The organism is Aeromonas sp. QDB17, from assembly GCF_027705305.1.
Lineage (GTDB): Bacteria > Pseudomonadota > Gammaproteobacteria > Enterobacterales > Aeromonadaceae > Aeromonas > Aeromonas caviae.
Window position 1 is genome coordinate 40,832 of sequence record NZ_JAPDBP010000015.1, and the last position, 23,536, is coordinate 64,367.

At 56.1% G+C, this 23,536-nt stretch carries 14 protein-coding genes and 4 tRNA genes; 13 read left to right on the forward strand and 5 right to left on the reverse strand.

What is annotated here, in order from left to right; genetic code table 11:
- The first annotated feature begins 97 nt into the window (after positions 1 to 97).
- The 4 genes from trmH (at position 98) to OKC41_RS13580 (ending at position 3,438) form a co-directional block, all read left to right on the forward strand.
- A complete protein-coding gene (gene trmH, locus OKC41_RS13565) occupies positions 98 to 829 on the forward strand; it encodes a tRNA (guanosine(18)-2'-O)-methyltransferase TrmH (protein WP_183149140.1) in 732 nt (243 codons plus the stop codon).
- On the forward strand, positions 829 to 1,494 hold the full coding sequence (locus OKC41_RS13570; RefSeq protein ID WP_270672098.1) for a CatB-related O-acetyltransferase: 666 nt from the start codon (positions 829 to 831) through the stop codon (positions 1,492 to 1,494). The genes trmH and OKC41_RS13570 overlap by 1 nt, the downstream gene beginning before the upstream one ends.
- Positions 1,491 to 2,531, forward strand: a complete 1,041-nt coding sequence (locus tag OKC41_RS13575) for an alpha/beta fold hydrolase (RefSeq protein WP_270672084.1) — start codon at positions 1,491 to 1,493, stop codon at positions 2,529 to 2,531. Before OKC41_RS13570 ends, OKC41_RS13575 begins: the two co-directional genes overlap by 4 nt.
- A gap of 103 nt (positions 2,532 to 2,634) precedes the next feature.
- Positions 2,635 to 3,438, forward strand: coding sequence for a Cof-type HAD-IIB family hydrolase (locus OKC41_RS13580; RefSeq protein ID WP_042016195.1), 804 nt, complete (start codon positions 2,635 to 2,637; stop codon positions 3,436 to 3,438).
- 70 nt (positions 3,439 to 3,508) lie between these two features.
- Here OKC41_RS13580 and OKC41_RS13585 read toward each other — a convergent pair whose 3' ends face one another.
- From OKC41_RS13585 to OKC41_RS13605, 5 genes are all read right to left on the reverse strand, one after another.
- The gene (locus tag OKC41_RS13585; RefSeq protein WP_041214197.1) at positions 3,509 to 4,027 is read right to left on the reverse strand and encodes an RICIN domain-containing protein; all 519 of its coding nucleotides are present in this window, start codon (positions 4,025 to 4,027) and stop codon (positions 3,509 to 3,511) included.
- 171 nt (positions 4,028 to 4,198) lie between these two features.
- Positions 4,199 to 4,275 (reverse strand) — tRNA-Pro (locus tag OKC41_RS13590).
- A gap of 59 nt (positions 4,276 to 4,334) precedes the next feature.
- Positions 4,335 to 4,420, reverse strand: a tRNA-Leu gene (locus tag OKC41_RS13595).
- 20 nt (positions 4,421 to 4,440) lie between these two features.
- Positions 4,441 to 4,516 (reverse strand) — tRNA-His (locus OKC41_RS13600).
- 50 nt (positions 4,517 to 4,566) lie between these two features.
- A tRNA-Arg gene (locus OKC41_RS13605) sits at positions 4,567 to 4,643 on the reverse strand.
- A gap of 263 nt (positions 4,644 to 4,906) precedes the next feature.
- On the opposite strand from OKC41_RS13605, the gene OKC41_RS13610 reads away from it, so the two are divergent.
- From OKC41_RS13610 to OKC41_RS13650, 9 genes are all read left to right on the forward strand, one after another.
- On the forward strand, positions 4,907 to 5,497 hold the full coding sequence (locus OKC41_RS13610) for a TetR/AcrR family transcriptional regulator (RefSeq protein WP_042016162.1): 591 nt from the start codon (positions 4,907 to 4,909) through the stop codon (positions 5,495 to 5,497).
- Positions 5,494 to 6,600: an efflux RND transporter periplasmic adaptor subunit gene (locus OKC41_RS13615; protein WP_039040661.1), complete on the forward strand. Its 1,107-nt coding sequence runs from the start codon at positions 5,494 to 5,496 to the stop codon at positions 6,598 to 6,600. The genes OKC41_RS13610 and OKC41_RS13615 overlap by 4 nt, the downstream gene beginning before the upstream one ends.
- Before the next feature lie 15 nt (positions 6,601 to 6,615).
- Positions 6,616 to 9,696: a multidrug efflux RND transporter permease subunit gene (locus OKC41_RS13620; protein ID WP_270672085.1), complete on the forward strand. Its 3,081-nt coding sequence runs from the start codon at positions 6,616 to 6,618 to the stop codon at positions 9,694 to 9,696.
- 120 nt (positions 9,697 to 9,816) lie between these two features.
- Positions 9,817 to 11,775, forward strand: coding sequence for an ATP-binding protein (locus OKC41_RS13625; RefSeq protein WP_270672086.1), 1,959 nt, complete (start codon positions 9,817 to 9,819; stop codon positions 11,773 to 11,775).
- Between the two features lie 76 nt (positions 11,776 to 11,851).
- Positions 11,852 to 13,201: a glutathione-disulfide reductase gene (gorA, locus tag OKC41_RS13630; RefSeq protein WP_270672087.1), complete on the forward strand. Its 1,350-nt coding sequence runs from the start codon at positions 11,852 to 11,854 to the stop codon at positions 13,199 to 13,201.
- A gap of 347 nt (positions 13,202 to 13,548) precedes the next feature.
- Positions 13,549 to 18,234: a hypothetical protein gene (locus OKC41_RS13635; protein ID WP_270672088.1), complete on the forward strand. Its 4,686-nt coding sequence runs from the start codon at positions 13,549 to 13,551 to the stop codon at positions 18,232 to 18,234.
- 861 nt (positions 18,235 to 19,095) lie between these two features.
- Positions 19,096 to 20,778, forward strand: a complete 1,683-nt coding sequence (gene kdpA, locus OKC41_RS13640) for a potassium-transporting ATPase subunit KdpA (RefSeq protein WP_042879739.1) — start codon at positions 19,096 to 19,098, stop codon at positions 20,776 to 20,778.
- 55 nt (positions 20,779 to 20,833) lie between these two features.
- Positions 20,834 to 22,891 (forward strand): potassium-transporting ATPase subunit KdpB, encoded by a 2,058-nt coding sequence (gene kdpB, locus OKC41_RS13645; protein ID WP_270672089.1) that lies wholly within the window; start codon positions 20,834 to 20,836, stop codon positions 22,889 to 22,891.
- Positions 22,892 to 22,949: 58 nt separating this feature from the next.
- Entirely contained in the window at positions 22,950 to 23,477 is a 528-nt protein-coding gene (locus OKC41_RS13650; protein WP_041212076.1) for a potassium-transporting ATPase subunit C, read from the forward strand.
- Positions 23,478 to 23,536 lie beyond the last annotated feature (59 nt).

Genomic DNA, 23,536 nt, shown 5'->3' on the forward strand with positions numbered 1-23,536 from the left:
CGCAAGCCGCCTGCTGCTTTTCAAGAGATACCCAGGGCCCCATGCCGCAAGCCACCAGCCTTGTTGCATGCACCGGCCTCACGACATAGAAACCGACATGACTCCTGAACGCTTCAAACGCATTTCCGACATGCTGGCCCAGCGCCAGCTCGACCTGACCGTCTGCATGGAAGAGGTTCATAAACCTCACAACCTGGCCGCCATCGTGCGCACCGCCGATGCCATCGGCATCCACCGGGTGCACGCGGTCTGGCCCAAGAGCTGGATCCACAAGCGCAAAGGCACCGCCCGCGGCAGCCAGAACTGGGTGGACGTGAAGCTGCACCCGGACATCGGCAGTGCCGTCACCGAACTCAAGGCTTCCGGCATGCAGATCCTGGCGACCCACCTCTCCGACAGCTCCGTGGACTTTCGCGCCATCGACTACACCAGACCCACCGCCATCCTGGTGGGCCAGGAGAAGCACGGCATCGGCGAAGAGGCGCTGGCCTTGGCCGATCACCATATCGTCATCCCCATGGTAGGTATGGTGCAGTCCCTCAATGTCTCGGTGGCCGCCGCCGCCATCCTCTACGAGGCCCAGCGCCAGCGCGAACTGGCCGGCTGTTATCAGCGCGGCTGCCCACTCACACCCGAAGAACAGAACACCATCTTGTTCGAGGGGGGCTATCCCGTCTATGCCCAGCTCTGCAAGGAGAAAGAGATGCCCTACCCCCAGCTCGGTCCGGCCGGCGAGATCCTGGCGGACGAACGCTGGTGGCAGCAGATGCAGCTGACGCGCAAAGGATGGGCCGCACAACAGGAAGAAGATGAATGGCAGGATCAGTGATGGAGAATCCGTTCGGCAGCTGGCTGGAATCCCAGGTCATACGGGATCATCTGACCAACCCCAATATCGAGGCCGGGGAGTACAGCTATTACTCCGGCTACTACCATGGCAAGCCGTTCGAGGATCATTGCGTGCGCTACCTGCTCGGCGATGGCTCGACGCGAGAGTCCTGGGACAGTGGCCAGTGGGGTAAGGAAGTTGACCGTCTGATCATCGGCAAGTTCTGCTCCATCGCCTCCGGCGCCACCTTCATGCTGGCGGGCAACCAGGGTCACCGGATGGACTGGGTATCCACCTTCCCCTTCGATGCCGCCCGCTTCGGTGATGGCGTGCAGGACGGTTTTCTGCGCAAGGGAGACACCCGGATCGGCAACGATGTCTGGATCGGCTCGGAAGCCATGATCATGCCCGGCATCACCATCGGCGATGGCGCCGTCATTGCCACCCGGGCCGTGGTCACCCGGGATGTGGCCCCCTACTCCATAGTGGGCGGCAACCCGGCCAGGCCGATCCGCCCCCGCTTTGACGAGGAGCAGGTCGCCATGCTGCAAGCCATGCAGTGGTGGGACTGGCCGCTGCCCAGCCTGCAAGCCGCCATGCCCCTGCTCTGCTCGAACGATATCACTGCGCTCTACCACCACTGGCGCGAGGAGCTTGCCCGATGAAACCTGCCTCCCTTTCCCTGCTGGCCCTGACCCTGTTTTCTGCCGGAGCCCTTGCCGTGAACAATCCTTACCAGCTGACCACTGAAGCCGACGTTCCCGCCCTCTATCAGCAGACCCTGCCCGACTTCTGGCGCCAGCATGCCGTCGAGGGGGAGTTCCAGGGCAAGGACGGGGTCACCCTCCGCTATGCCGCCCTGCGCCAGCCCAAGATCGATCGCGTCATCCTCATCGTCAACGGCCGGGTCGAGAGCTACCTCAAGTATCAGGAGCTGGCCTGGGATCTCTGGCGCCAGGGTTACAGCCTCTACCTCATCGATCATCGCGGCCAGGGAATGTCAGACCGCATGCTGGCCGACAAAGAGAAGGGGTATGTCGACCAGTTCGACGACTATGTCGCCGATCTCAAACAGTTTCATGACGAAGTGATCGCCCAGGACCAACCCGCCAAGCTGTTCCTGCTGGCCCACTCCATGGGGGGGGCCATCTCGGCCCGCTATCTGGAACGTTGGCCGAACGACATCCAGGCGGCGGTGCTCTCCTCCCCCATGATGGGCATCAACCTCGGCGGCCTGCCCAAGTGGCTGGCCAAGGGGTTGGCGGCCACCATCGGCACGGTCGGTGGCTGGGTGGGCGAGCCCCCCTACGGCCCGGGTCAGGGACCCTATGAGGATCACGGCTTTGCCGACAACGAGCTGACCCACAGCACGGCGCGTTATCAGGCCTTCCGCCAGATCTACGAACAGCGTCCCCAGGTCAGGCTGGGGGGCGCCACCGCCCACTGGATCCATCAGGCCATCACAGGATCGGACGCGGCCGTAGCCGACGCAGGCGCCATCAAGACGCCGCTGCTGCTGCTGCAGGCCGGCGAGGACAGCGTGGTGGACAACGCCGCCCAGGAGGCCTTCTGCGCCAAGGCCCAATGTGATGGGAGCAAGCCGCTGCGCATCGAAGGGGCCTGGCACGAGCTCTTTATCGAGGCGGATCCCCAGCGCCAGGCCGCGCTCAATGCAACCCTGGCCTTCTTCGCACGCTACTGACGCGACCAGAAGGGGCTGGTTATTTTTTGGATCCCTAAATAAATGGGGTGACGGCAGACGCTGGGGTACACTCCCCCGGCGTTCAATTGAAGTCGAGGTAATGATGTTCAAGGTAGTTGTGTCCGATCTCGATGGTACCCTGCTCAACGGGCAGCACCAGATCTCCTCCCGCACCCGGGATACCCTGCACCGTCTGGTCGATCAGGGCGTCAAGTTCGTGGTCGCCACCGGCCGTCACCATGTGGATGTACGCAGCATCCGCGATGCACTGGGGCTGGATATCTACCTCATTACCTCCAACGGCGCCGTGGTACACGACAAGCAGGATCAGCTGGTCTACAACCAGGCGCTGCCGAGCACGGTGGCGGCCGAGCTGATCGCCATGGAACGCGACCCGTCCATCCACATCAACGTCTACTACGGCGACGAGTGGCTGGTGGAAGAGGAGCTGCCCTGGTTGCTGCAGTTCCATCACGACTCCGGCTTCAGCTACCGCCTGGCGGATCTGGCCAACCACCCGAAGGACAGGGTCAACAAGGTGTTCTACATCGGTGACCACGACAAGCTGCTGAAGATAGAGGCGCACCTCAACCAGCAATATGGTGATCGGATCAACGTCACCTTCTCCCTGCCTGACTGCCTCGAGGTGATGCACGCCGGCGTGCACAAGGGCAATGCCGTGCGCGCCGTGCTGGAGCAGCACGGGCTGGAGATGTCCCAGGCAGTGGCCTTTGGCGATGGCATGAACGACTTCGAGATGCTGAGCATGGTGGGCCGTGGCGTGGTCATGGGCAACGCCCACGATCGCCTCAAACAGGCCCTGCCAGAGCATGAACAGACCCTCACTTCCGATGAAGATGGCGTTGCCGTCTATCTGGAGAAACTGTTCGCCTCCCAGACCCGCTGATAAGGCATCCCCATCGCGGATCGAAAAAGGGTGGCCCATGTGGCCACCCTTTTTGTTTCTCGCTCTCTTGTCACCACGCCAGAGCTGGGCGCACCAGACGGTTCAACAGCGTGCCGGATGGCGTCCACTCAAAGCTCTGGTTGGCGCCGCCATAGCATTCGGCGAGGCGCAGGGGGACGGCCGGCTTGTGACGGCGACCCGCCACATCCAGGCACAGTGACACCTGCCGATTGAACAGACGATCCCCCTGCCACAGCCATTGATGGCTCTCCTCCCGGCACGCCTCCATCCCCAGACCATCCTCCCCTTTGGCGACCAGGCAATCCCCGGCCAGTTGCAGGGCACCGACATCCCAGCTGAATGATTGGTTCGATTGCTGATCGCAGGGCTGAGTCAGCAGACGGCCCTGCTCGCTCAAGGTCACGCAGAAGCCACCACTGGTTACCAAGGTGGCCTCGAGTTCGGCCTTTGGCTTGGGGGCGGCGCCCATCAGAAGATCTTCCGGTTTCGGCTGCAGGGCGCAACCACCCAGCAGCAGTGCGGCCATGGCCAGCACGGAGAGTTGAAGAGAAGTGATATGGTGATGCATAGGCCTTGTATCTGGTCCGTGCCCGAGCGTCCCCTGTCTCGCGGCTCCGGGCCCCAGCATAGCGAACTCGTGGCGAACAGGCGCCTGAAGAAGTGTAAAAAGACGTGACAGGAAAAAGCGAAAGAGAAATGCCAAAAAGCAAAAACCCCGCCTGAGCGGGGTTTTCAAATGTGGTCGGTGATAAAGGATTCGAACCTTTGACCCTCTGGTCCCAAACCAGATGCGCTACCGGGCTGCGCTAATCACCGAGGGGGTATTCCAAAAACACAAAGATGACCATATGGTCATCCTCGTCATACAGCAAGTATGGTGCGAAGAGAGGGACTCGAACCCTCACACCCGGGGGGCACTAACACCTGAAGCTAGCGCGTCTACCAATTCCGCCACCTTCGCGTACCTGACAAGCTGTAAAATGGGGTGGCTGATGGGGCTCGAACCCACGACAACCGGAATCACAATCCGGGACTCTACCAACTGAGCTACAGCCACCACAGCTGTTTTCGTTCTTCAACACGCCCGTTTAACCGGCGCACTTTTGATGGTGCGCCCGACAGGATTCGAACCTGTGACCTCTGCCTCCGGAGGGCAGCGCTCTATCCAGCTGAGCTACGGGCGCTACGCTGTCGAACGGGGCGCATTATTGATGATGATGCCGACCTTGTCTACTCTTTTTTTGACACAAAGAATCAAGTGCCTGTTTTTCAATCACTTCCGACCCTTTTCAACTATTTTTGTTTTGTTCAGGCTGGATCCAGCAATTCCCCACTACTTTTTGAATCCCTCACCCCATAGGGTCAAAGATGATGGGCAATGCTTGACTTGCCTTTGCGCCCACCTAGAATGAATGAACGTTCATTCAGTCGTTGACCTCTGATAACCATGGATAAGAAAGAACGCATTTTCGAAGCAGCTCACGAGATCCTCGGCGAGCAGGGCTTCTACGGCCTTTCCATTGCCGTGGTCGCCAAGAAAGCCAAGGTGGCGGCAGGCACCATCTATCGCTATTTCAGCGACAAGGATGACCTGATCCGCCAGCTCTATCAGCACACTATCCTCAAGTTTCATCCCCTGGTCATGGAAGGTGTGCAGATAGAAGAGGTGTCCTATGAGCAGTATCGGCGCCTCTGGCTCAACATCGATGCCATCTTCACCAGCTACCCCAATGCACTCAAGTGCAAATTGCAGTACGAAAGTTCTCCATTGGGGGCTGAATTGGAGCGGGATCCGGTCATAATGGCGACGTGGGCGCCACTTGAGCGCTTCTTTGAGCAAGGACGCCAACAGGGACTCTTCATCGATCTCCCCATTCTGGTGTTGCAAGCATTGAGTCTGGATTGCGTGGCCAACCTGGCACAGCAGCGCCGGGTTCACGATTTCGAATTGACGCAGGAACAGCTGGAGACGGTCATCCGGGCCAGCTGGAATGCCATTTTAAACCCTAATGTTTCCATCACAGGAGCCTGTTCATGAAAAAGTGGATGGCCATCATGTTGCTGATAGCACTCGCCCTGTTTGGCAGTGTCATCGGCTTCAATATGTTCAAGCAGAAGAAGATTGCAGAGTTCATGGCCAATCGGCCCGAGCCTGAGTTCCCGGTCACCGCCATGGTCACCAAGGCGCAGGACTGGGTCCCCACCATTGAAGCCATCGGCTTCATCGAGCCGAACCAGGGGGTCACCCTCTCCAGCGAGCTGTCAGGCACCATCGACAGCATCCGGTTCGAATCCGGGGCACATGTCAAAGCGGATCAACTGCTGCTGAGCCTGGACTCCAGTGTGGAAAAAGCCAATCTGAACTCCTCCCAGGCCAGACTGCCGGCAGCCAGGGCCAAGTTCGAGCGCTACAAGAACCTCTATCAGAAGAACTCCATCTCCCGGGACCAGCTGGATGATGCCGAGGCAAGCTACCGCTCCCTGGAGGCGGACATCGACAGTCTGAAGGCCACCATCGCCCGTCGTGAGGTGCGTGCCCCCTTCAGCGGCGCCGTGGGCCTGCGCAACGTCTTCCTCGGCCAGTATCTGGAACCGGGTACCCAGATTGTGCGCCTCGAAGACACCAGCGTGATGCGCCTGCGCTTCACCGTGCCCCAGACCGACATCTCCAAAATCACCCTGGGACAGACCATCAAGATCAACGTGGATGCCTATCCCCAGACCCAGTTTGACGGCCAGATCACGGCCATCGAGCCCGCGGTCAACTATCAGAGCGGCCTGATCCAGGTGCAGGCAGACATTCCGAACAACGACGGCCAGCTCCGTTCCGGCATGTTCGCCCGCGCCAGCATCATACTGCCCACGGTGAAAGACCAGATCGTGATCCCGCAGTCCGCCATCTCCTTCACCCTCTATGGCGAGAACGTCTACGTCATTCACGAGGCTGACGGCGTGAAACGTGCCAAGCAGGTGGTGGTCAAGGCGGGTGAGCGTCGCGGCAACGATGTCCATGTGCTGTCCGGCATCAAGGCTGGCGATCAAATCGTGCTGTCGGGTCAGGTTCGCCTGAGCAACGATACCAAGGTGCACGTGGTCGAGAACGATGCCCTTGCCGTTCCGGCACAAACCCCGATGCTGTAAGCGCGGAGAGCTGCGATGCGATTTACTGACATATTCATAAAACGGCCTGTGCTGGCGATCTCGCTCAGCTTCCTGATAGCCCTGCTGGGCTTCCAGGCCATCTTCAAGATGCAGGTGCGTGAATACCCCGAGGTGATCAACACCGTCATCACGGTCAACACCAGCTACTATGGCGCCAGTGCGGATCTGATCCAGGGCTTCATCACCCAGCCCCTGGAGCAGGCGGTCGCCCAGGCCGACAACATCGACTTCATGACCTCCTCGAGCCAGCTGGGCAGTTCCACGGTGACGGCGTACATGAAGCTCAACACCGATCCGAACGCCGCGCTGTCCGACATCCTGGCCAAGGTCAACTCGGTGCGTTCCCAGTTGCCCAAAGAGGCGGAAGACCCTTCGGTCACCTCCTCCACCGGCTCCACCACGGCGGTGCTCTACATGGGCTTCACCAGCCCGGAGCTCAACTCCAGCCAGATCACCGACTACCTGGAGCGGGTCATCAAGCCCCAGCTGTTTACTGTGGGCGGGGTCTCCAAGGTGGATCTGTATGGCGGTGTCGAATTCGCCCTGCGGGTGTGGCTGGATCCGGCCAAGATGGCCGCCTTTGACCTGACCTCAAGCGACGTGATGACGGTGCTCAACAGCAACAACTATCAGTCCGCGACCGGCCAGGCCACCGGCTATTTCACCCTGTTCAACGGCAACGCCGAGACCCAGGTCGGCAACATCGAAGAGCTCAAGCGTCTGGTGGTCGCCACCCGCGACAGCAAGGTGATCCGTCTCTCCGACATCGCCAAGGTCTCCCTGGAGAAAAGCCACGACATCTATCGCGCCAGCGCCAACGGCCGCGAGGCCGTAGTTCTGGCCATCAACGCAGCCCCGACAGCCAACCCCATCAACATCGCCCACGATGTGCTGGAGCTGCTGCCGAGCCTGAAGCGCAACATGCCGAGCACCATGCAGGTGAACGTCCTGTATGACTCCACCATCGCCATCAACGAATCCATCCACGAGGTCATCAAGACCATACTGGAGGCGGCCGCCATCGTACTGGTGGTGATCACCCTGTTCCTCGGTTCGTTCCGGGCGGTCATCATCCCCATCATCACCATTCCCCTGAGCCTCATCGGCGTGGTGATGATGATGGACATGTTCGGCTTCTCCATAAACCTCATGACCCTGCTGGCGATGGTGCTGGCCATCGGTCTGGTGGTGGATGACGCCATCGTGGTGCTGGAGAACGTCGACCGTCACATCAAGGAAGGGGAAGAGCCGTTCCGGGCCGCCATCATAGGTACCCGGGAGATCGCCGTGCCCGTCATCGCCATGACGGTCACCCTGGCGGCGGTGTATGCGCCCATCGCCCTGATGGGGGGCATCACCGGCTCCCTGTTCAAGGAGTTCGCGCTGACCCTGGCGGGCGCCGTGTTCGTCTCGGGCATCATCGCCCTGACCCTGTCGCCCATGATGTGCGCCAAGATGCTCAGGGCCAACGAGGAGCCCGGCAAGTTCGAGCGTACCGTACACGATCTGCTGGACCGGATGACGGCCCGCTACGACGCCATGCTCCATGCGGTGATGCAAAAGCGCATCGTGGTCATCCTGTTTGCCGTCATCGTGTTCGCCAGCCTGCCGCTGCTGTTCAAGTTCATTCCGAGCGAGCTGGCCCCGTCCGAGGACAAAGGCGTCATGGCGGTGCTGGGGACGGCCCCTTCCAACGCCAACCTGGACTACATCGAAAACACCATGGCGGACGTGAACAAAGTCCTGGACGACCAGCCGGAGATTGCTTACTCCCAGGTCTTCTCGGGGGTGTTCAACTCCAACCAGGCGTTCGGTATCGCCTCCATGGTGCCCTGGAGCCAGCGTGAAGCGAGCCAGAAAGAGGTGCTGGATCGGGTTGCCGGTCTGGTGAAGGACATCCCCGGGATGGCCATCACCACCTTCCAGTTCCCGGAACTGCCGGGGGCGTCGAGCGGTCTGCCCATCCAGTTCGTCATCACCACCCCGAACAGCTTCGAGAGCCTGTTCCTGATCGCGGGTGAGATGCTGGCGGCAACCCAGGCCAACGGCCAGTTCGTCTATTCGGATCTCGATCTGAACTACGACTCGGCCACCATGAAGATCAGCATCGACAAGGACAAGGCGGGTGCCTACGGCATCACCATGCAGGACATCGGCATCACCATGGGCACCATGATGGCGGACGGTTACGTCAACCGTATCGACCTGGATGGCCGCTCCTACGAGGTGATCCCGCAGGTGGAGCGCAAGTTCCGTCTCAACCCCGAGTCCATCAAGGGCTACTACGTGCGTGCCGCCGACGGCAAGTCGATCCCGCTGGGCAGCCTGATCAAGATTGAGGTGGTGGGCGAGCCCCGTGCCCTGCCCCACTTCAACCAGCTGAACTCCGCCACCATAGGCGCCGTTCCGGCACCGGGCGTGGCCATGGGGGATGCGATCAACTGGTTCAAGGCGACCGCGGAAGAGAAGCTGCCCCAAGGCTATCGTTATGACTTCATGGGGGAAGCCCGCCAGTTCGTGACCGAAGGCAATGCGCTCTACGCCACCTTCGCCCTGGCCCTGGCCATCATCTTCCTGGTGCTGGCGATCCAGTTCGAATCGGTGCGCGATCCCCTGGTGATCATGGTGTCGGTGCCGCTCGCCATCAGCGGCGCGCTGATCGCCCTGGCATGGGGCATGGCCACCATGAACATCTACTCCCAGGTCGGTCTCATCACCCTGGTCGGTCTGATTACCAAGCACGGTATTCTGATCTGCGAGGTGGCGAAGGAGGAGCAGCTGCTGCACGGCCTGAACCGGATGCAGGCCGTGATGCAGGCCGCCAAGGTGCGTCTGCGTCCCATCCTGATGACCACGGCAGCCATGATCGCCGGTCTGATCCCCCTGCTCTATGCCTCGGGGGCGGGGGCGGCCCAGCGCTTCAGCATCGGCATCGTCATCGTGGCGGGGCTGGCCATCGGCACCCTGTTCACCCTGTTCGTGCTGCCGGTGATCTACACCTTCCTGGCATCCGAGCACAAGCCGCTGCCGGAATTCGACGAGTCCATTCCGGCCAAGGCCAAGGGCGGTCACTGATCCCTGCCCACACAAATAAGGCTCCGAAAGGGGCCTTATTTTTATCCATTGGATGACACACGACACAAGTCCATGAAGCAGTTACACTAAACCGTTCTCAATCCAGACCGCAAGGACGCCATGTCAGGACTCTTCTCCAAGGCCGTCGGCCTTAACGGACTCTCATATCGTCTGCTTTCCTACATTCTGATCTGCAGCACGTTGCTGGCGCTGGCCATCACTGTGCTGCAGCTCGCCTGGGACTACAACAAGGACGTGACCGTCATCGAGGCCAACATCGACCAGATCGAGGCCTCCTTCCTGCAGCCCATCTCCGCCAGCCTGTGGAACCTGGATGAAGAGCAGGTCAAGGTGAAGATCGAGGGCATCATGAACCTGCCCAACATGCAGTTCGTCATGGTCAAGGAGATGCTGGGCAACTCCGAGGTGCCACTGCTGACCCAGGGAGTGGAGCAGGCCCAGTACGACATCTCCCGCGAATTCACCCTCAGCTACCAGGGGGAAGTGGTCGGCAAGCTGTTCGTCGCCGCCTCCCTGGATCAGGTCTATCAGCGCCTCATCGAGAAGTCCGTGCTGATCCTGGTCAGCCAGACCATCAAGACCCTGGTGGTCTCCTTCTGCATCCTGGTCATCATCTACTATCTGGTGATCCGTCATATCAACCGCATCGTCAGCTACGCCCAGAAACTGAGCCTGGATCGCCTGGCGGTCGAGCTGACCCTGGAGGGGCGCCCCCTGCCCCGCAAGCATCCGGACGAGTTCGATGCGCTGGCCGCCACCCTCAACCAGATGCGCACCCGGCTGAACGACGAATTCACGGCCCGCCACCAGGCCGCCGATCAGCTGCAACAGGAGTGGGACTTCTCCGCCACCCTGATCAACTCCGCCAACATGGTCATCTGCTGCATGGAGCCGGATCTCAACATCGCCAGCATCAACCCGGCGGCCATACTGCTGACCGGCTATCACCATGAGGAGCTGCTGCAGCACAACTGGCTGGATCTCTTCGTCAGCCAGGAGCAGCGTGACGAGCTGGCCGCCATCCTGACCGAACAGGGGGCGCTGGAGGACAGGGAGATCACCATGCACGACCAGCAGGGCAACGAGCTGGTCCTGCAGTGGACCTTCGCCCCCTTCTACGAGGGACCCAATCTCAAGTACCTGATCGGCTTTGGCTACGACATCACCCCCCTCAAGAAGGTGGAGCGGGAGATCACCCTGTTCAACGAGCAGCTGGAAGGCAAGGTGGCGGAGCGTACCCGCAGCCTGAGCGATGCCAACGAGCAGCTCGGCAAGGCCTACGACGATCTCAAGCAGGCCCAGCAGACCCTGGTGGAATCGGAGAAAATGGCCTCCCTCGGATCCCTTGTCGCCGGCGTGGCCCACGAGATCAACACCCCCATCGGCATCAGCGTGACCGCTTCCTCCTATCTGCAGGAGCGAGTCGCCGACTTCAAGCAGCACCTCGAGGCCAAGCAGCTCTCCCGCTCCTACCTCAACGAGTTCACCCAGAATCTCGACGAGTCGATGCAGCTGCTGCAAGGCAACCTGAGGCGGGCCTCCGAGCTTATCGCCAGCTTCAAGCAGGTGGCGGTCGATCAGTCGTCCGAGGCGCGCTACAACTTCAGCCTCGCCGACAACCTGCACCAGGTGGTGGTCTCCCTCGGCTACAAGCTGAAGAAGGCCCAGTGCGAGGTCGACATTCAATGCGATCCCAAGCTGACCCTCTACTCCTTCCCTGGCAGCTTCACCCAGATCTATTCCAACCTGATCCTCAACTCCATCCATCACGGTTTCGATGACTGGGACAGACCCAGAAAGATCACCATCAAGGTGGCGCAGCAGGGAGACGAGCTGGTCATCGACTACAGCGACAACGGTCGCGGCATCCCGCCGGAGATACTGCCGCGCATCTTCGATCCCTTCGTCACCTCCAAGCGGGGCCATGGCGGCAGCGGGCTCGGCACTCACATCATCTACAACCTGGTGGTCCAGCTGCTGCGCGGCCGCATCCACTGCGCCAGCGAACCGGGCCAGGGTGCCCAGTTCCACATTCGTCTGCCCATCCAGCAGAACTGAGCACCGGCTCTTGTGGGCCGGCCGCTTTGTCCCCATCATGCTGTGACTGCATTCTTAACGAGCGGAGAACCTCGCAATGGCACAGCATTTTGACTACATCGCCATCGGTGGCGGCAGCGGCGGCATCGCCTCGGCCAACCGGGCAGCCATGTACGGCAAGAAAGTCGCCCTGATCGAAGCCAAAGAGCTGGGTGGCACCTGCGTCAACGTCGGCTGCGTACCGAAGAAGGCCATGTGGTATGCAGGCCAGATCGCCGATGCCCTGAAATATGGCGCCGACTACGGCTTCGACACAACGCTCAACCACTTCAGCTGGGCCAAGCTGGTCGAATCCCGTCAGGCCTATATCGGGCGCATTCACCAGTCCTACCAGAACGTGCTGGGCAAGAACCAGATCACTGTCATCAAGGGCTTCGCCCGCTTCGTCGACAGCCATACCGTCGAGGTGAACGGCGAGCACTACAGCGCCGATCACATCCTGATTGCCACCGGCGGCCGCCCCGAGGTCCCGACCATTCCGGGCGCCGAACTGGGTATCGACTCCGACGGCTTTTTCGACCTGCAAAGCCAGCCCAAACGGGTTGCCGTGGTAGGTGCCGGCTATATCGCCGTGGAGATCGCAGGCGTGATGCAGGCACTTGGCTCCGAGACCCATCTGGTGGTGCGCAAGCATGCGCCGCTGCGCAACTTCGACCCCATGATCCACGAGACCCTGGTGGAGATCATGGCGCAGGAAGGGCCCAAGCTGCACACCCACGCCATTCCCAAGGCCATCATCAAGAACGCAGACGACAGCCTGACCCTGCAACTGGAAGATGGTCGCCACCTCACCGTGGACTGCCTCATCTGGGCCATCGGTCGCGTGCCTGCCACCGACAACCTCAATCTGGCTGCCGCCGGCATCACCCTGGACGAGAAGGGCTTTATCCCGACCGACAAGTTCCAGAACACCGCCGTCGCCAACCTCTATGCCGTCGGTGACAACACCGGCCGCATCCAGCTCACCCCGGTGGCTGTCGCGGCAGGCCGCCGCCTCTCGGAGCGGCTGTTCAACAACAAGCCAAACGAGCACCTCAACTACGATCTGGTGCCGACCGTGGTGTTCAGCCACCCGCCCATCGGCACCATCGGCCTGACCGAGCCGGAAGCCGTCGCCGAATACGGGGAAGATCAGGTGAAGGTCTACCGCAGCCAGTTCACCGCCATGTACTCGGCCCTGACCCAGCATCGCCAGCCCACCCGGATGAAACTGGTCTGCGTCGGGCCGGAAGAGAAGGTGGTCGGCCTGCACGGCATCGGCTTCGCCATGGACGAGATCCTGCAAGGCTTCGGCGTCGCCATGAAGATGGGCGCCACCAAGGCGGACTTCGACAACTGCGTCGCCATTCATCCAACCAGCGCGGAAGAGTTTGTCACTATGCGTTGAGGGAGCTGGGGCATAGAGGTCAAACCGGCCACTGCGTTCCCACTACCCATCCGACCTGCACGGAAGATTTTTTTATTATGAGGGGATAATGTAGAAAACCCACCTACCCACGTTCGTGCTGTAGAAAAACTTAGAGGCCAGAGATTCTCTGGCCTTTATTTATCAACTCATCGATACACTACTGCCTCTTCTAACACGTTTATGCCCCATTTCTAGTTAGCAGAGTAACTTGAGGCTGACTCTGGCATACTGAGTTGACCGAATTTTAGTAATGATACAAAGTGTCTACTATTAATGGCTTAGAGTGAAATAAGTTAAGCCGATGCAACTGCTCTTTGGAGATTAACATGGCAATGGAAGCAGGCGGGTATGCCGAAAAATTAGGTAATCGCTACGAAGCAAATTGGGTTGCTTATCAGTTACTGCGTTTGTTGGACGAAAAGATAGCATCTGTAACGGTCGAACCATTAGGTAATGATGAAGTTGGTACCGATGTCATAGTTGAAAATTCAGACGCAAGCCTTGAACATCATCAATGTAAAGTTGGTGCTGGCGATGCGGAACATTGGAGTGTTGCGCTTCTTTATGAGAAAGGGATACTAAAAAATGCCTTTGAACAAATTGAAAGAGGAAAACGAGAGTTTTATATAATTTCTCCACTCCCATCAAAACAGATGTCCGATTTAAAGGATAGTTCCCGAAATAGTCCAGAAGATGTCAATCAATATTACGAGCATCAAATATCAACAAGCAAAACTCGTAAAAAAGACTTTGACTATATTTGCGACAAGTTAGGATTAAATACTAATAATGAATTGCATTTAGATAGTGCTCGTCAATTCCTCGCAAAGTTTCATGTACTCCCATACACAATCGACACCCACTCTAATGAACAGCTCAACGATTATGCAAATAAGCTATTCGTAGGAAATCCAGTCAAACTTGTCAGCTTTCTAAAACACTACGCTGACAATGACGACAAATTGAGAACTAAGATAACCGCTCACGACCTTTTTCAAGATCTACAAAAATCAGGCTTTGAAGCTAAAGTACTTGAAGCTGATGATAGAATATCGCCAATAATTAACAATTTAAACGCCAACTTCGAACAGTCAATAACCCCTTATTTGATTGCAAATACCAATATTCATAGACCTGAACTAGATGAGCTCATTCAGTCTACGCAAAGCCACGCAATAACTCTTTTAATGGCTGAGGCTGGAATGGGTAAAAGTGCCCTATTGCTCGAATTAAAGAATGAGCTGGAGTTGCAAGGTGCAATTGTTGTACCAATTAGGCTAGACAGATGTAAGGTAGAAACTAGTGCTGATGCTTTTGGCCGAGCATTAGGTTTTTCATATACTCCAACGTATTCTCTAGCAAAATATGCTTTGAATAATAAAATTGTACTAGTGTTAGACCAATTAGATGCCATTAGGTGGACAGCTGCTCATTCAGACAATGCTCTTCATGTGTGTCAAGAAATCGTAAGACAAGTATTAACACTCAGGAATTCTAATGTCGATATTAGTATAGTATTTTCCTCAAGAGATTTTGATATCAGCGAAGATGTGGCTTTAAATGCTTGGTTAAGTTCGATAAATGATAAGTTAAACACAGTAAAACTATCTAGTCTTTCAGACGAAACGGTTAAAGAATTAGTTCAACCTTATGAGAAATATGAGACTTTATCAGCAGAGCAACAAGATACACTTAAAATTCCTCTTTGGCTTGGCATATACATATCTATAGCTCTTTCGGAAGAACGCGCCCCTGACTTTACGAACAAGCTTGAACTTGTTAAACGCTATTGGGACAACAGAGTATCAGAGGCAAATAAAATAACGGATCCCAACCAAAACTTGTTGGTGATAAATGAACTTTTACATCAAATGATCAGTAAATCAAAGTTATCTGTATCAGAAACATCCCTACATAATATATCGCTAACTGCATTGAGCGCATTGCTGTCTGTCGGTTTGGTTACAAAACAAAACAAGCAAATAAGTTTCAGCCATCAAGCACTCTTCGATTATCAAGTAGGTGTCAGGTTATTTATCGCCGCACAGGATTCATTCGATAAACTTCTAGAAGAGATTGGTGACTTTTCCCAACAAACATTAACAAGAAGAGAGCACTTAAAGTACGCAATGAGCATGTTGCTTACAGAAAGCCAAAAAGATTTTTGCAAAATAGCGTCTTCACTACTTCAAAGTAAAAACATTAGGTTTCACTTAAAATATTTGATATTTAACTCACTTAAAGAAATAAAAAACTTTAACGCTCCAGCAAAAAATTTAGTTGAAGGCATTGTTAAATCACCTGAACTTTTACCCCATCTATTATCATCAACATGCTACTCAAATCCTGAGTTAGTTCATTATTTGTCAGAGCAAGGCGCTCTAAACGAATGGTTGGATAATGCTACAGATAAAGATCTTGTATCGAAATCACTGCGAATCTTAAGGTCTATAGCAGATCAAAAGCCTGACGTTGTGTTGAAAACGGTAGTTCCATACATTGGAAAATCCCAAGAATGGAACAATAGAGTTTATGAGTCCTTATGCTGGGATATTGAAAACGATTCTGATGATATGTTTGAGATCCGAAAACAGCTATTAACGGCAGGCGTAAACGCTCATTTCATACACTGGAAAATGTTAGCTAAGAAAACACCTATACGAACCTTAGATCTTCTCGAAATACTTCTTAATAATTACAAGGAAGTCTTGGGTGAAAATAAATATACATCTAGAGATAAAGTCGATGCTATATCTCACCGAGATATATTTACCGAGTCTGACTTAGAAGGTATTGGAAAAATTTCAAACCAAATACCTTTTGAAGCATTAAAGCGCTTACTTAATATAGTCCATTCTATTGTTCGCGATATTGATGATGAGCAAATACATGAGGCATGGCTTTGCCAAGACAGGCAATCAAACTACGATGCCGTTGAAAGCATTACTCATTGTGTTTTTTCAGTGATAGAGCGATCCGCAGAATGCCTTAAAGAGCAACCTGAAAAGCTCGCTGAAGCGATTGCTACACACTTAAACTCTGCAAGCCCAGTATTGAACCACCTGATAGCAAAAGCTCTAAAATGTTACCCCACTAGTGAAGCCGACACAGTTGTTAGTTGGTTGCTCTATACCCCGAAAAAAAGATTGAATTGTGGAAATACCTATATTGAACCGGAATGGAAACTACCAGGTGAGTTAGTTGAGAAATTTTCTCCCCATTGTAGTGAAGACTTATTCCTACAGTTAGAAGAAAAAATTTACAACTACACACCCAATAGATCTATTGATGACTATAAATGGCGCTTAGAGTGCAGCCGAAAAGGTATTTATTATTCATATTGGGGTGAGCTTCAATACTTCTTATTACCTAAGCTATCGCAATCAAGACGCTCTGAAAAATCAAATCAGTTAATCGGCGTTTTGAATAGAAAATTTATTGAATACACAGAAAGAGACTTTTGTCGTGCTTTCCATTTAAGGCGCTCAGGAGGCATGGTAACTTCACCACTTCCATTAGGTAATATTTTATCAAACCTTACTTGGACTAAGTTGATTTTAACTCCCAAAGAGAGAACCAATAGGAAAACTTGGCGTCAAGCAGGCAAGCAAGTTGTTCATGAATCAAGCGTAGAACAATTTGCTAGAAGCCTAGAAACTGCCGTAATTAATGAGCCAGAAAGGTTTGCTAGTTTAGCATTAACACTGCCTTCCAATATAGATTCAGATTATATTGAGTGGATTTATTATGGCTTATCTAATACAGATCAAAACAGAGTTAGTGAACAATATAGAAGTGGATGGCAACTTTGCCCTGTAGAGCTTATAGAAAAAGTTATAAATCACTTTGGATATGAAGGATATGAATATCAAATAGTTAGAGTTTTTGATAGACGAATAGCTGAAGATGGCTGGTCAAAAAAAATGACTGATCTATTATTAAAGCTTTCAAAAACAGCTAAGGATCCTGAACCAGAAAAGCTAAATGTAATAGTGAATAACGAACCTAATGTAGTTGAAGATGTTCTTGTTAGAACCTTAGCTTCCAATGCAATAAATTGTTGCAGAGGCATTGCTTTTGGTGCAATTGGTCACTTATATTGGAAAAGTGACAAGCTGGCAAGTGAATTAATTAACTCTTTGGATGACGTAATTAATGACCCTCATCCAGCAGTGAATTATTCAGCTTCTGAACTTCTATTACCAATATACAATTACAACCGACAGTTGGCGCACCAAAAATTCTTAGCGTTATGTAATAAAGATTTGAGAATGTCCTGTATCAATGGTAATCATTACTTTTTTAACGATGGCTTCACAGAAGATAGCTCGTTTCGTGAACAGTATCTAAATTTAACTTTAAGAATGAAGTACTCGCCTTTTGATGAAGTGAAGAAGGAAGCGGGTCGTCAAATTGCTGCTCGTTGGTTTTTCTATGAACTATTTAGTGAAGAAATTCATACACTTAAAAAGTGGGATACTCCATTAAAAAGTGGTGCAACAAGCGTAATCTCACAATTTTTAACAGAATCTCGTTATAATGCAAAAATAAAAAAATTACTTCCACTGTATGATGTTTTGTCGAATGATGATGATAAGCTTATATTGGAAAAAATTGGTAGAAGTGTTAATAACAAAAATTATTGGTCAAGAACTGATACTGCATCATTCTTCTCAGTGTTAGCAAATTCAAAAGCTGCGTTATATAACCTTTGGCAAATATTCCACTATCTAGATGAAAACAAGGTCAACCTTGTTGGTATCTCTAACGAGTTATTGCAGCTTGTCAAAAATATCGTAAGTTCTGATGCTGTTGATAAAAACCAGCGCGCTATGAATATTAGGGATTCAGATTTAATCAAAGTTCTCCAGCGATTGTATGAAGAAGCAGGAGATGATGAAGATGATGAGGTTATTAACCAATGTCTAGATATTTGGGACATTTTGCTAAAAGGTCAAGTTTACTCAGCAATTAACGCAACAACTAAACTAAGCACAGGCATGCTTGGTTAAAAATGCTTAGATAAATGAGCTCAAAGCATTTAAGTTCCGTCTCGAAATGAGACCTAGCCTGGTTAATAACGAGGATTAAAGTTGGAACACGTTAAATCTGCTTTTGATACTTGAAGTTATCCTTATACAGCTAATTTATAGAAATCGCCAACTTGGAAATGTCCAAACCTGAGCTACAGCTAGAATGATACTTTAATACTCTGCTGTGGCCAGGCTCAGATAGGATGTCTACGGCCAGTGTGAACCTATATTTCTTTCCTACATATATTCCAAAAAACTTTCACATGTGAAAGTGCTAGCAACTTTTACTATTCAATGAAAGTGCTCAAACTGCCCAAATTGGTACATTACAGGCCTTAGGATTGAATCCCCCCAACTTTCCTAACCAAACACGTGGCAGTAAGCCAGAACCATGCGTTAAGGCTGAGGAACAGGGAGGTAGAGGCCAAACCGACAACAGCGTTCTCCCTCTTCATCCCACCAGCGCGGAAGAGTTTGTGACCATGCGATAAGCGGGGTTGAAGCTGACCTCATCACCATCGGGTCAGCTTCCACCACTTGCTACCAAAACCCGGCTCAGGCCGGGTTTTTTGTGCCTTGCCTGTCCACCAGCCAACAAAACCTGCCTTCTTTACGCCGATTTTACGCCAGCCAAATCGGGCTTTATGGCGCCTTTACGCCCGTTCTACATACCCTTTCAGCGTCAATGAGACCCATGGGATCGACACGGATATGCATCGATCCCTGACGCTAATTACCTCAACGGAGTCGTTATGAATTGGCTATATCTGCTGCTGGTCCTCGCCCTCGCGGGCTATCTGCTGCGCGCCCTCGCGCGCACTCATGAGTGAGGAACCGGATATGTGGCAAGAGATCATCTATCCCGTCGCGTTCGTGCTGCTGGTGCTGCTGCCGGCGCCTCTGCTTGGCAACTACCTGTATCGGGTGTTTGAAGGCAAGAGTCGCTGGCTGGCCCCGCTTGAGCGCGCCACCCTGGCCTGCTGCGGCACGGACGGGCGCGAGCAGGACTGGAAGTCCTACGCCCTCAGCCTGCTGGCTTTCAACGGCGCCGGTTTCGGCCTGCTGTTCCTGATCCTGATGGCGCAGGGGCTGCTGCCCCTCAACCCGCAGCAACTGCCCGGGCTGAACTGGCAACTCGCCTTCAACACCGCGGTCAGCTTCATGACCAACACCAACTGGCAGGCCTACTCCGGCGAAGCCAGCCTCTCCTACTTCAGCCAGATGGTGGGGCTCACCACCCAGAACTTCGTCTCCGCCGCCACAGGCGCCGCGGTCGCCATCGCCCTGTTTCGCGGCATCGCCCGCCAGCAGACCACCCACCTTGGCAACTTCTGGCAGGATCTGGTGCGCTTCTGCCTCTACGTGCTGCTGCCGATGGCGCTGATCCTGGCGCTGCTGCTGGTATGGCAGGGGGTGCCCCAGAGCCTGTCGGCCTACCTGCCGTTCCACGCCCTGGAAGGTCAGGAGCAGCTGCTGCCGCTCGGCCCGGCCGCCTCCCAGATCGCCATCAAGCAGCTCGGCTCCAACGGCGGCGGCTTCTTCGGCATCAACTCGGCCCATCCGTTCGAGAACCCGACCGCCCTCTCCAACTGGCTGGAAATGGTCGCCCTGCTGACCCTGGCCGCCGCCATGGTCTGCACCCTGGGGCGCTACGTGAAGGATCTGGCCCACAGCCGCGCCATCCTCATCGCCATGACCATCATGCTGGTGCTGGGGCTCTGCCTCGCCATCGGCCAGGAGCTGAAGCCGGATCCCGCCCTCGCCCACCTCACCAGCGAAGCCGGCAACTGGGAAGGCAAGGAGAGTCGCTTCGGCCCCGTACTCTCCAGCATCTGGGAAGTGGCGACCACCGCCGCCTCCAACGGCTCGGTCAACGCCATGCACGACAGCTTTGCCCCGCTCGCCGGCATGGTCGGCATGATCAACATGCTGCTGGGTGAAGTGGTGTTCGGCGGCGTCGGTGCCGGCATCTACGGCATGATGCTGTTCGTTCTGCTGACCGTGTTCCTGTGCGGCCTGATGGTGGGGCGCACCCCCACCTATCTGGGCAAACGGCTCGGTATCACCGAGATGAAGTGGGTGGTCGCCAGCATGCTGGTGATGCCCATCGGGGTATTGGTGATCGGCGGCATTACCCTGCTGATGCCGAACTCCGCCACCGTCATCGGTCACGATGGCCCCCATGGCCTGTCACGACTGATCTATGCCTACGCCTCGGCCGCCGGCAACAACGGCTCCGCCTTCGCCGGCTTTGCCGCAGCCGACAGCTGGCAGTGCATCGCCATCGGGCTGGCCATGCTGCTCGGCCGCTTCGGCTACATCATTCCGGTACTGGCCATCGCCGGCCAGCTGGCCCGTGCCCCGCGCCAGGAGACGAGCGAAGGGGACTTCCCCGTCAGCGGCCCGCTCTTCATCACTCTGCTGATCGTCACCGTGCTGCTGATGGGGGGGCTCTCCTTCCTGCCGGTGCTGGCGTTGGGCCCGGTGGCGGAACACCTGAGCCTGCTGGGAGGTGCCTTCTGATGCTGCACACCCGATTGATCTGCGTGACCAACTATTCGATGCAGGGAGCTTTCCAATGAGCAAGTCCGCTTCAATGAGCACCGACACCATTCAGGTGAAGGGCAAGAAACAGAAATCACAGATCCTGCAGGCCATGGTGGAAGCCCTCTATCGCTTCAACCCGAGGGCGCTGTTTGGCAGCCCCATCCTGTTCACCCTCTGGCTGGCTGCCGTGATGGCGACCCTGGAGTCGCTGCTGGGGCAACCGCTCTCCGGCGTCGCTCCTTCGCTGGCCTGGCAGCTGACCGCCTGGCTCTGGCTCACCCTCTGGTTTGCCAACTTCGCCGAAACCCTGGCCGAGGGGCGCGGCAAGGCACGGGCCGACAGCCTGAAGGCCGGCATGAGCCAGCTCAAGGCACGCCGGGTCACCACCCCGCAGGATGACAAGGGCGAGTGGATCCCCGCCACCAGTCTGCTCAAGGGCGATCTGGTGCTGGTGCGCAGCGGCGAGATGATCCCGGCCGACGGCGAAGTGGTCGCCGGCATCGCCTCGGTCAACGAGGCAGCCATCACCGGCGAATCCGCCCCCGTCATCCGCGAGTCCGGCACCGACCGCAGCGGCGTGACCGGCAACACCACTGTCGTTTCCGACGAGATCTGGGTGCGCATCACCAACAACCCGGGCGAAAGTACCCTGGATCGCATGATTGCCCTGGTGGAAGGGGCCAAGCGGCAGAAGACCCCCAACGAGATGGCGCTGGATGCCCTGCTGGTGGGGCTGACCCTGATCTTCCTGCTGGTGGTGGCCACCCTGCCCTGGTTCCTCGACTACAACGGCACCCAGGTGCCCCGGCTCTATCTGCTGGCGCTGTTCATCACCCTGATCCCGACCACCATCGGCGGTCTGCTCTCCGCCATCGGTATCGCCGGCATGGACCGGCTGGTGAAGCTCAACGTGATCGCCAAGTCGGGCCGCGCGGTGGAAGCCGCCGGCGACGTGCGTACCCTGCTGCTGGACAAGACCGGCACCATCACCTTCGGCAACCGGATGGCGGACGAGCTGATCCCGGCCCCCGGCGTGGATCCCTCCCTGCTGGCTCAGGCCGCCATGCTGGCCTCGCTCGGTGACAACACGCCGGAAGGCAAATCCATCCTGACCCTGGCGGGCAAGAGCCACACCAGACCGAGCCAACTGGAGAGCGACATCCTCATCCCCTTCAGCGCCGAGACCCGGCTGAGCGGGCTGGATCGCAACGGCCATCACTATCGCAAGGGGGCGGTGGACGCTGTGCTGCGCTACCTCTCCCTCGATCGCAAGGCGGTGCCCGAGCTCATTCTCAAATCGGTGGACAACATTGCCCGCCAGGGGGGTACCCCGCTGCTGGTCTGCACCCACGAGAAGCTGCTGGGGGTAGTGTTCCTCAAGGACATCATCAAGCCGGGCATCAAGGCCCGCTTCCAGATCCTGCGCCACATGGGGATCCGCACCGTGATGATCACCGGTGACAACCCGCTGACCGCCGCCGCCATCGCCGCCGAAGCCGGGGTAGATGACTTCATCGCCGAGGCGACGCCGGAAAAGAAGCTGGCCTACATCCGTCAGGAGCAGGCTGACGGCCGGCTGGTCGCCATGTGCGGGGACGGCGCCAACGACGCACCAGCGCTGGCCCAGGCCGACGTGGGCCTGGCCATGAACGAGGGGACCCAGGCCGCCAAGGAGGCGGGCAACCTGGTGGATCTCGACTCCAACCCCACCAAGCTGCTGGACGTGGTGCTGGTGGGCAAGCAGCTGCTGGTGACCCGCGGCGCCCTGACCACCTTCTCCATCGCCAACGACGTGGCCAAGTACTTCGCCATCCTGCCAGCCCTGTTTATCGCCGCCTATCCGCAGCTGGGGGCGCTGAACCTGATGCAGCTGGGCAGTCCGGAGAGCGCCATCCTGTCGGCCATCATCTTCAACGCCCTGATCATCGTCGCGCTGGTGCCGCTGGCCCTGCGCGGGGTCAGCCTGAAGGGAACGGCGGCCAGCCTGCTGCGCCGCAACCTGCTGATCTACGGCGTCGGCGGCCTGATAGTGCCCTTCATCGGCATCAAGTTGATCGACCTGGTCATCACCGGCCTGGGCCTAGTGTGACTACATAGCGGGGTGCAGGCCTGGCTTGTACCCCATCAATCTTTTGGAGCAAAAAATCATGATAGCAATCAGAACCCTGCTGACCCTGACCCTGCTGCTGGGGGTGGCATATCCGCTGGCCGTCACCGGGCTGGCTCAGCTGCTCTTCCCCTGGCAGGCCAACGGCAGCCTGCTCACCAACGCCAAGCAGCAAGTGGTCGGCAGCGCCCTGCTAGCCCAGAAATTCGAGCGGGCCGACTACTTCCACTCCCGCCCCTCCGCCAGCGATTTCGCCACCATAGGTGGCGGCGGAAGCAACCTGGGGATGAGCTCGCCGCTACGGGCCGAGTTTGCCGCAGCTGCGGCCAGGGCGCAGCCGGAAGCCAGGGTCCCCGCCCTGCTGACCCGCTCCGCCTCCGGCCTCGATCCCCATCTGCCCCTCGATGCAGCGCTGGCCCAGGTGGATAGGGTCGCCGGGCAACGGGGGCTGGATCCCGTTCAGTTGACGGAGCAGGTCAAGTCGGCGGCACAAGCTGGTATCCTTGGCCCGCAGGTGGTCAACATTCTCCAGTTGAACCTGCAACTCGATCATCAAAAGGGCGCCTGAGGGCGCTCCTTGCCGTTCGGGAAGGCTCCCTTTCGACAACGGGGACAAGCATGAGCAAT

Excerpts from the sequence above, each read along its gene's own strand:
- trmH (WP_183149140.1), top strand. The coding sequence starts at position 98 with ATGACTCCTGAACGCTTCAAACGCATTTCCGACATGCTGGCCCAGCGC.
- OKC41_RS13570 (WP_270672098.1), top strand. The coding sequence starts at position 829 with ATGGAGAATCCGTTCGGCAGCTGGCTGGAATCCCAGGTCATACGGGAT.
- OKC41_RS13575 (WP_270672084.1), top strand. The coding sequence starts at position 1,491 with ATGAAACCTGCCTCCCTTTCCCTGCTGGCCCTGACCCTGTTTTCTGCC.
- OKC41_RS13580 (WP_042016195.1), top strand. The coding sequence starts at position 2,635 with ATGTTCAAGGTAGTTGTGTCCGATCTCGATGGTACCCTGCTCAACGGG.
- OKC41_RS13585 (WP_041214197.1), bottom strand. The coding sequence starts at position 4,027 with ATGCATCACCATATCACTTCTCTTCAACTCTCCGTGCTGGCCATGGCC.
- OKC41_RS13610 (WP_042016162.1), top strand. The coding sequence starts at position 4,907 with ATGGATAAGAAAGAACGCATTTTCGAAGCAGCTCACGAGATCCTCGGC.
- OKC41_RS13615 (WP_039040661.1), top strand. The coding sequence starts at position 5,494 with ATGAAAAAGTGGATGGCCATCATGTTGCTGATAGCACTCGCCCTGTTT.
- OKC41_RS13620 (WP_270672085.1), top strand. The coding sequence starts at position 6,616 with ATGCGATTTACTGACATATTCATAAAACGGCCTGTGCTGGCGATCTCG.
- OKC41_RS13625 (WP_270672086.1), top strand. The coding sequence starts at position 9,817 with ATGTCAGGACTCTTCTCCAAGGCCGTCGGCCTTAACGGACTCTCATAT.
- gorA (WP_270672087.1), top strand. The coding sequence starts at position 11,852 with ATGGCACAGCATTTTGACTACATCGCCATCGGTGGCGGCAGCGGCGGC.
- OKC41_RS13635 (WP_270672088.1), top strand. The coding sequence starts at position 13,549 with ATGGCAATGGAAGCAGGCGGGTATGCCGAAAAATTAGGTAATCGCTAC.
- kdpA (WP_042879739.1), top strand. The coding sequence starts at position 19,096 with ATGTGGCAAGAGATCATCTATCCCGTCGCGTTCGTGCTGCTGGTGCTG.
- kdpB (WP_270672089.1), top strand. The coding sequence starts at position 20,834 with ATGAGCAAGTCCGCTTCAATGAGCACCGACACCATTCAGGTGAAGGGC.
- OKC41_RS13650 (WP_041212076.1), top strand. The coding sequence starts at position 22,950 with ATGATAGCAATCAGAACCCTGCTGACCCTGACCCTGCTGCTGGGGGTG.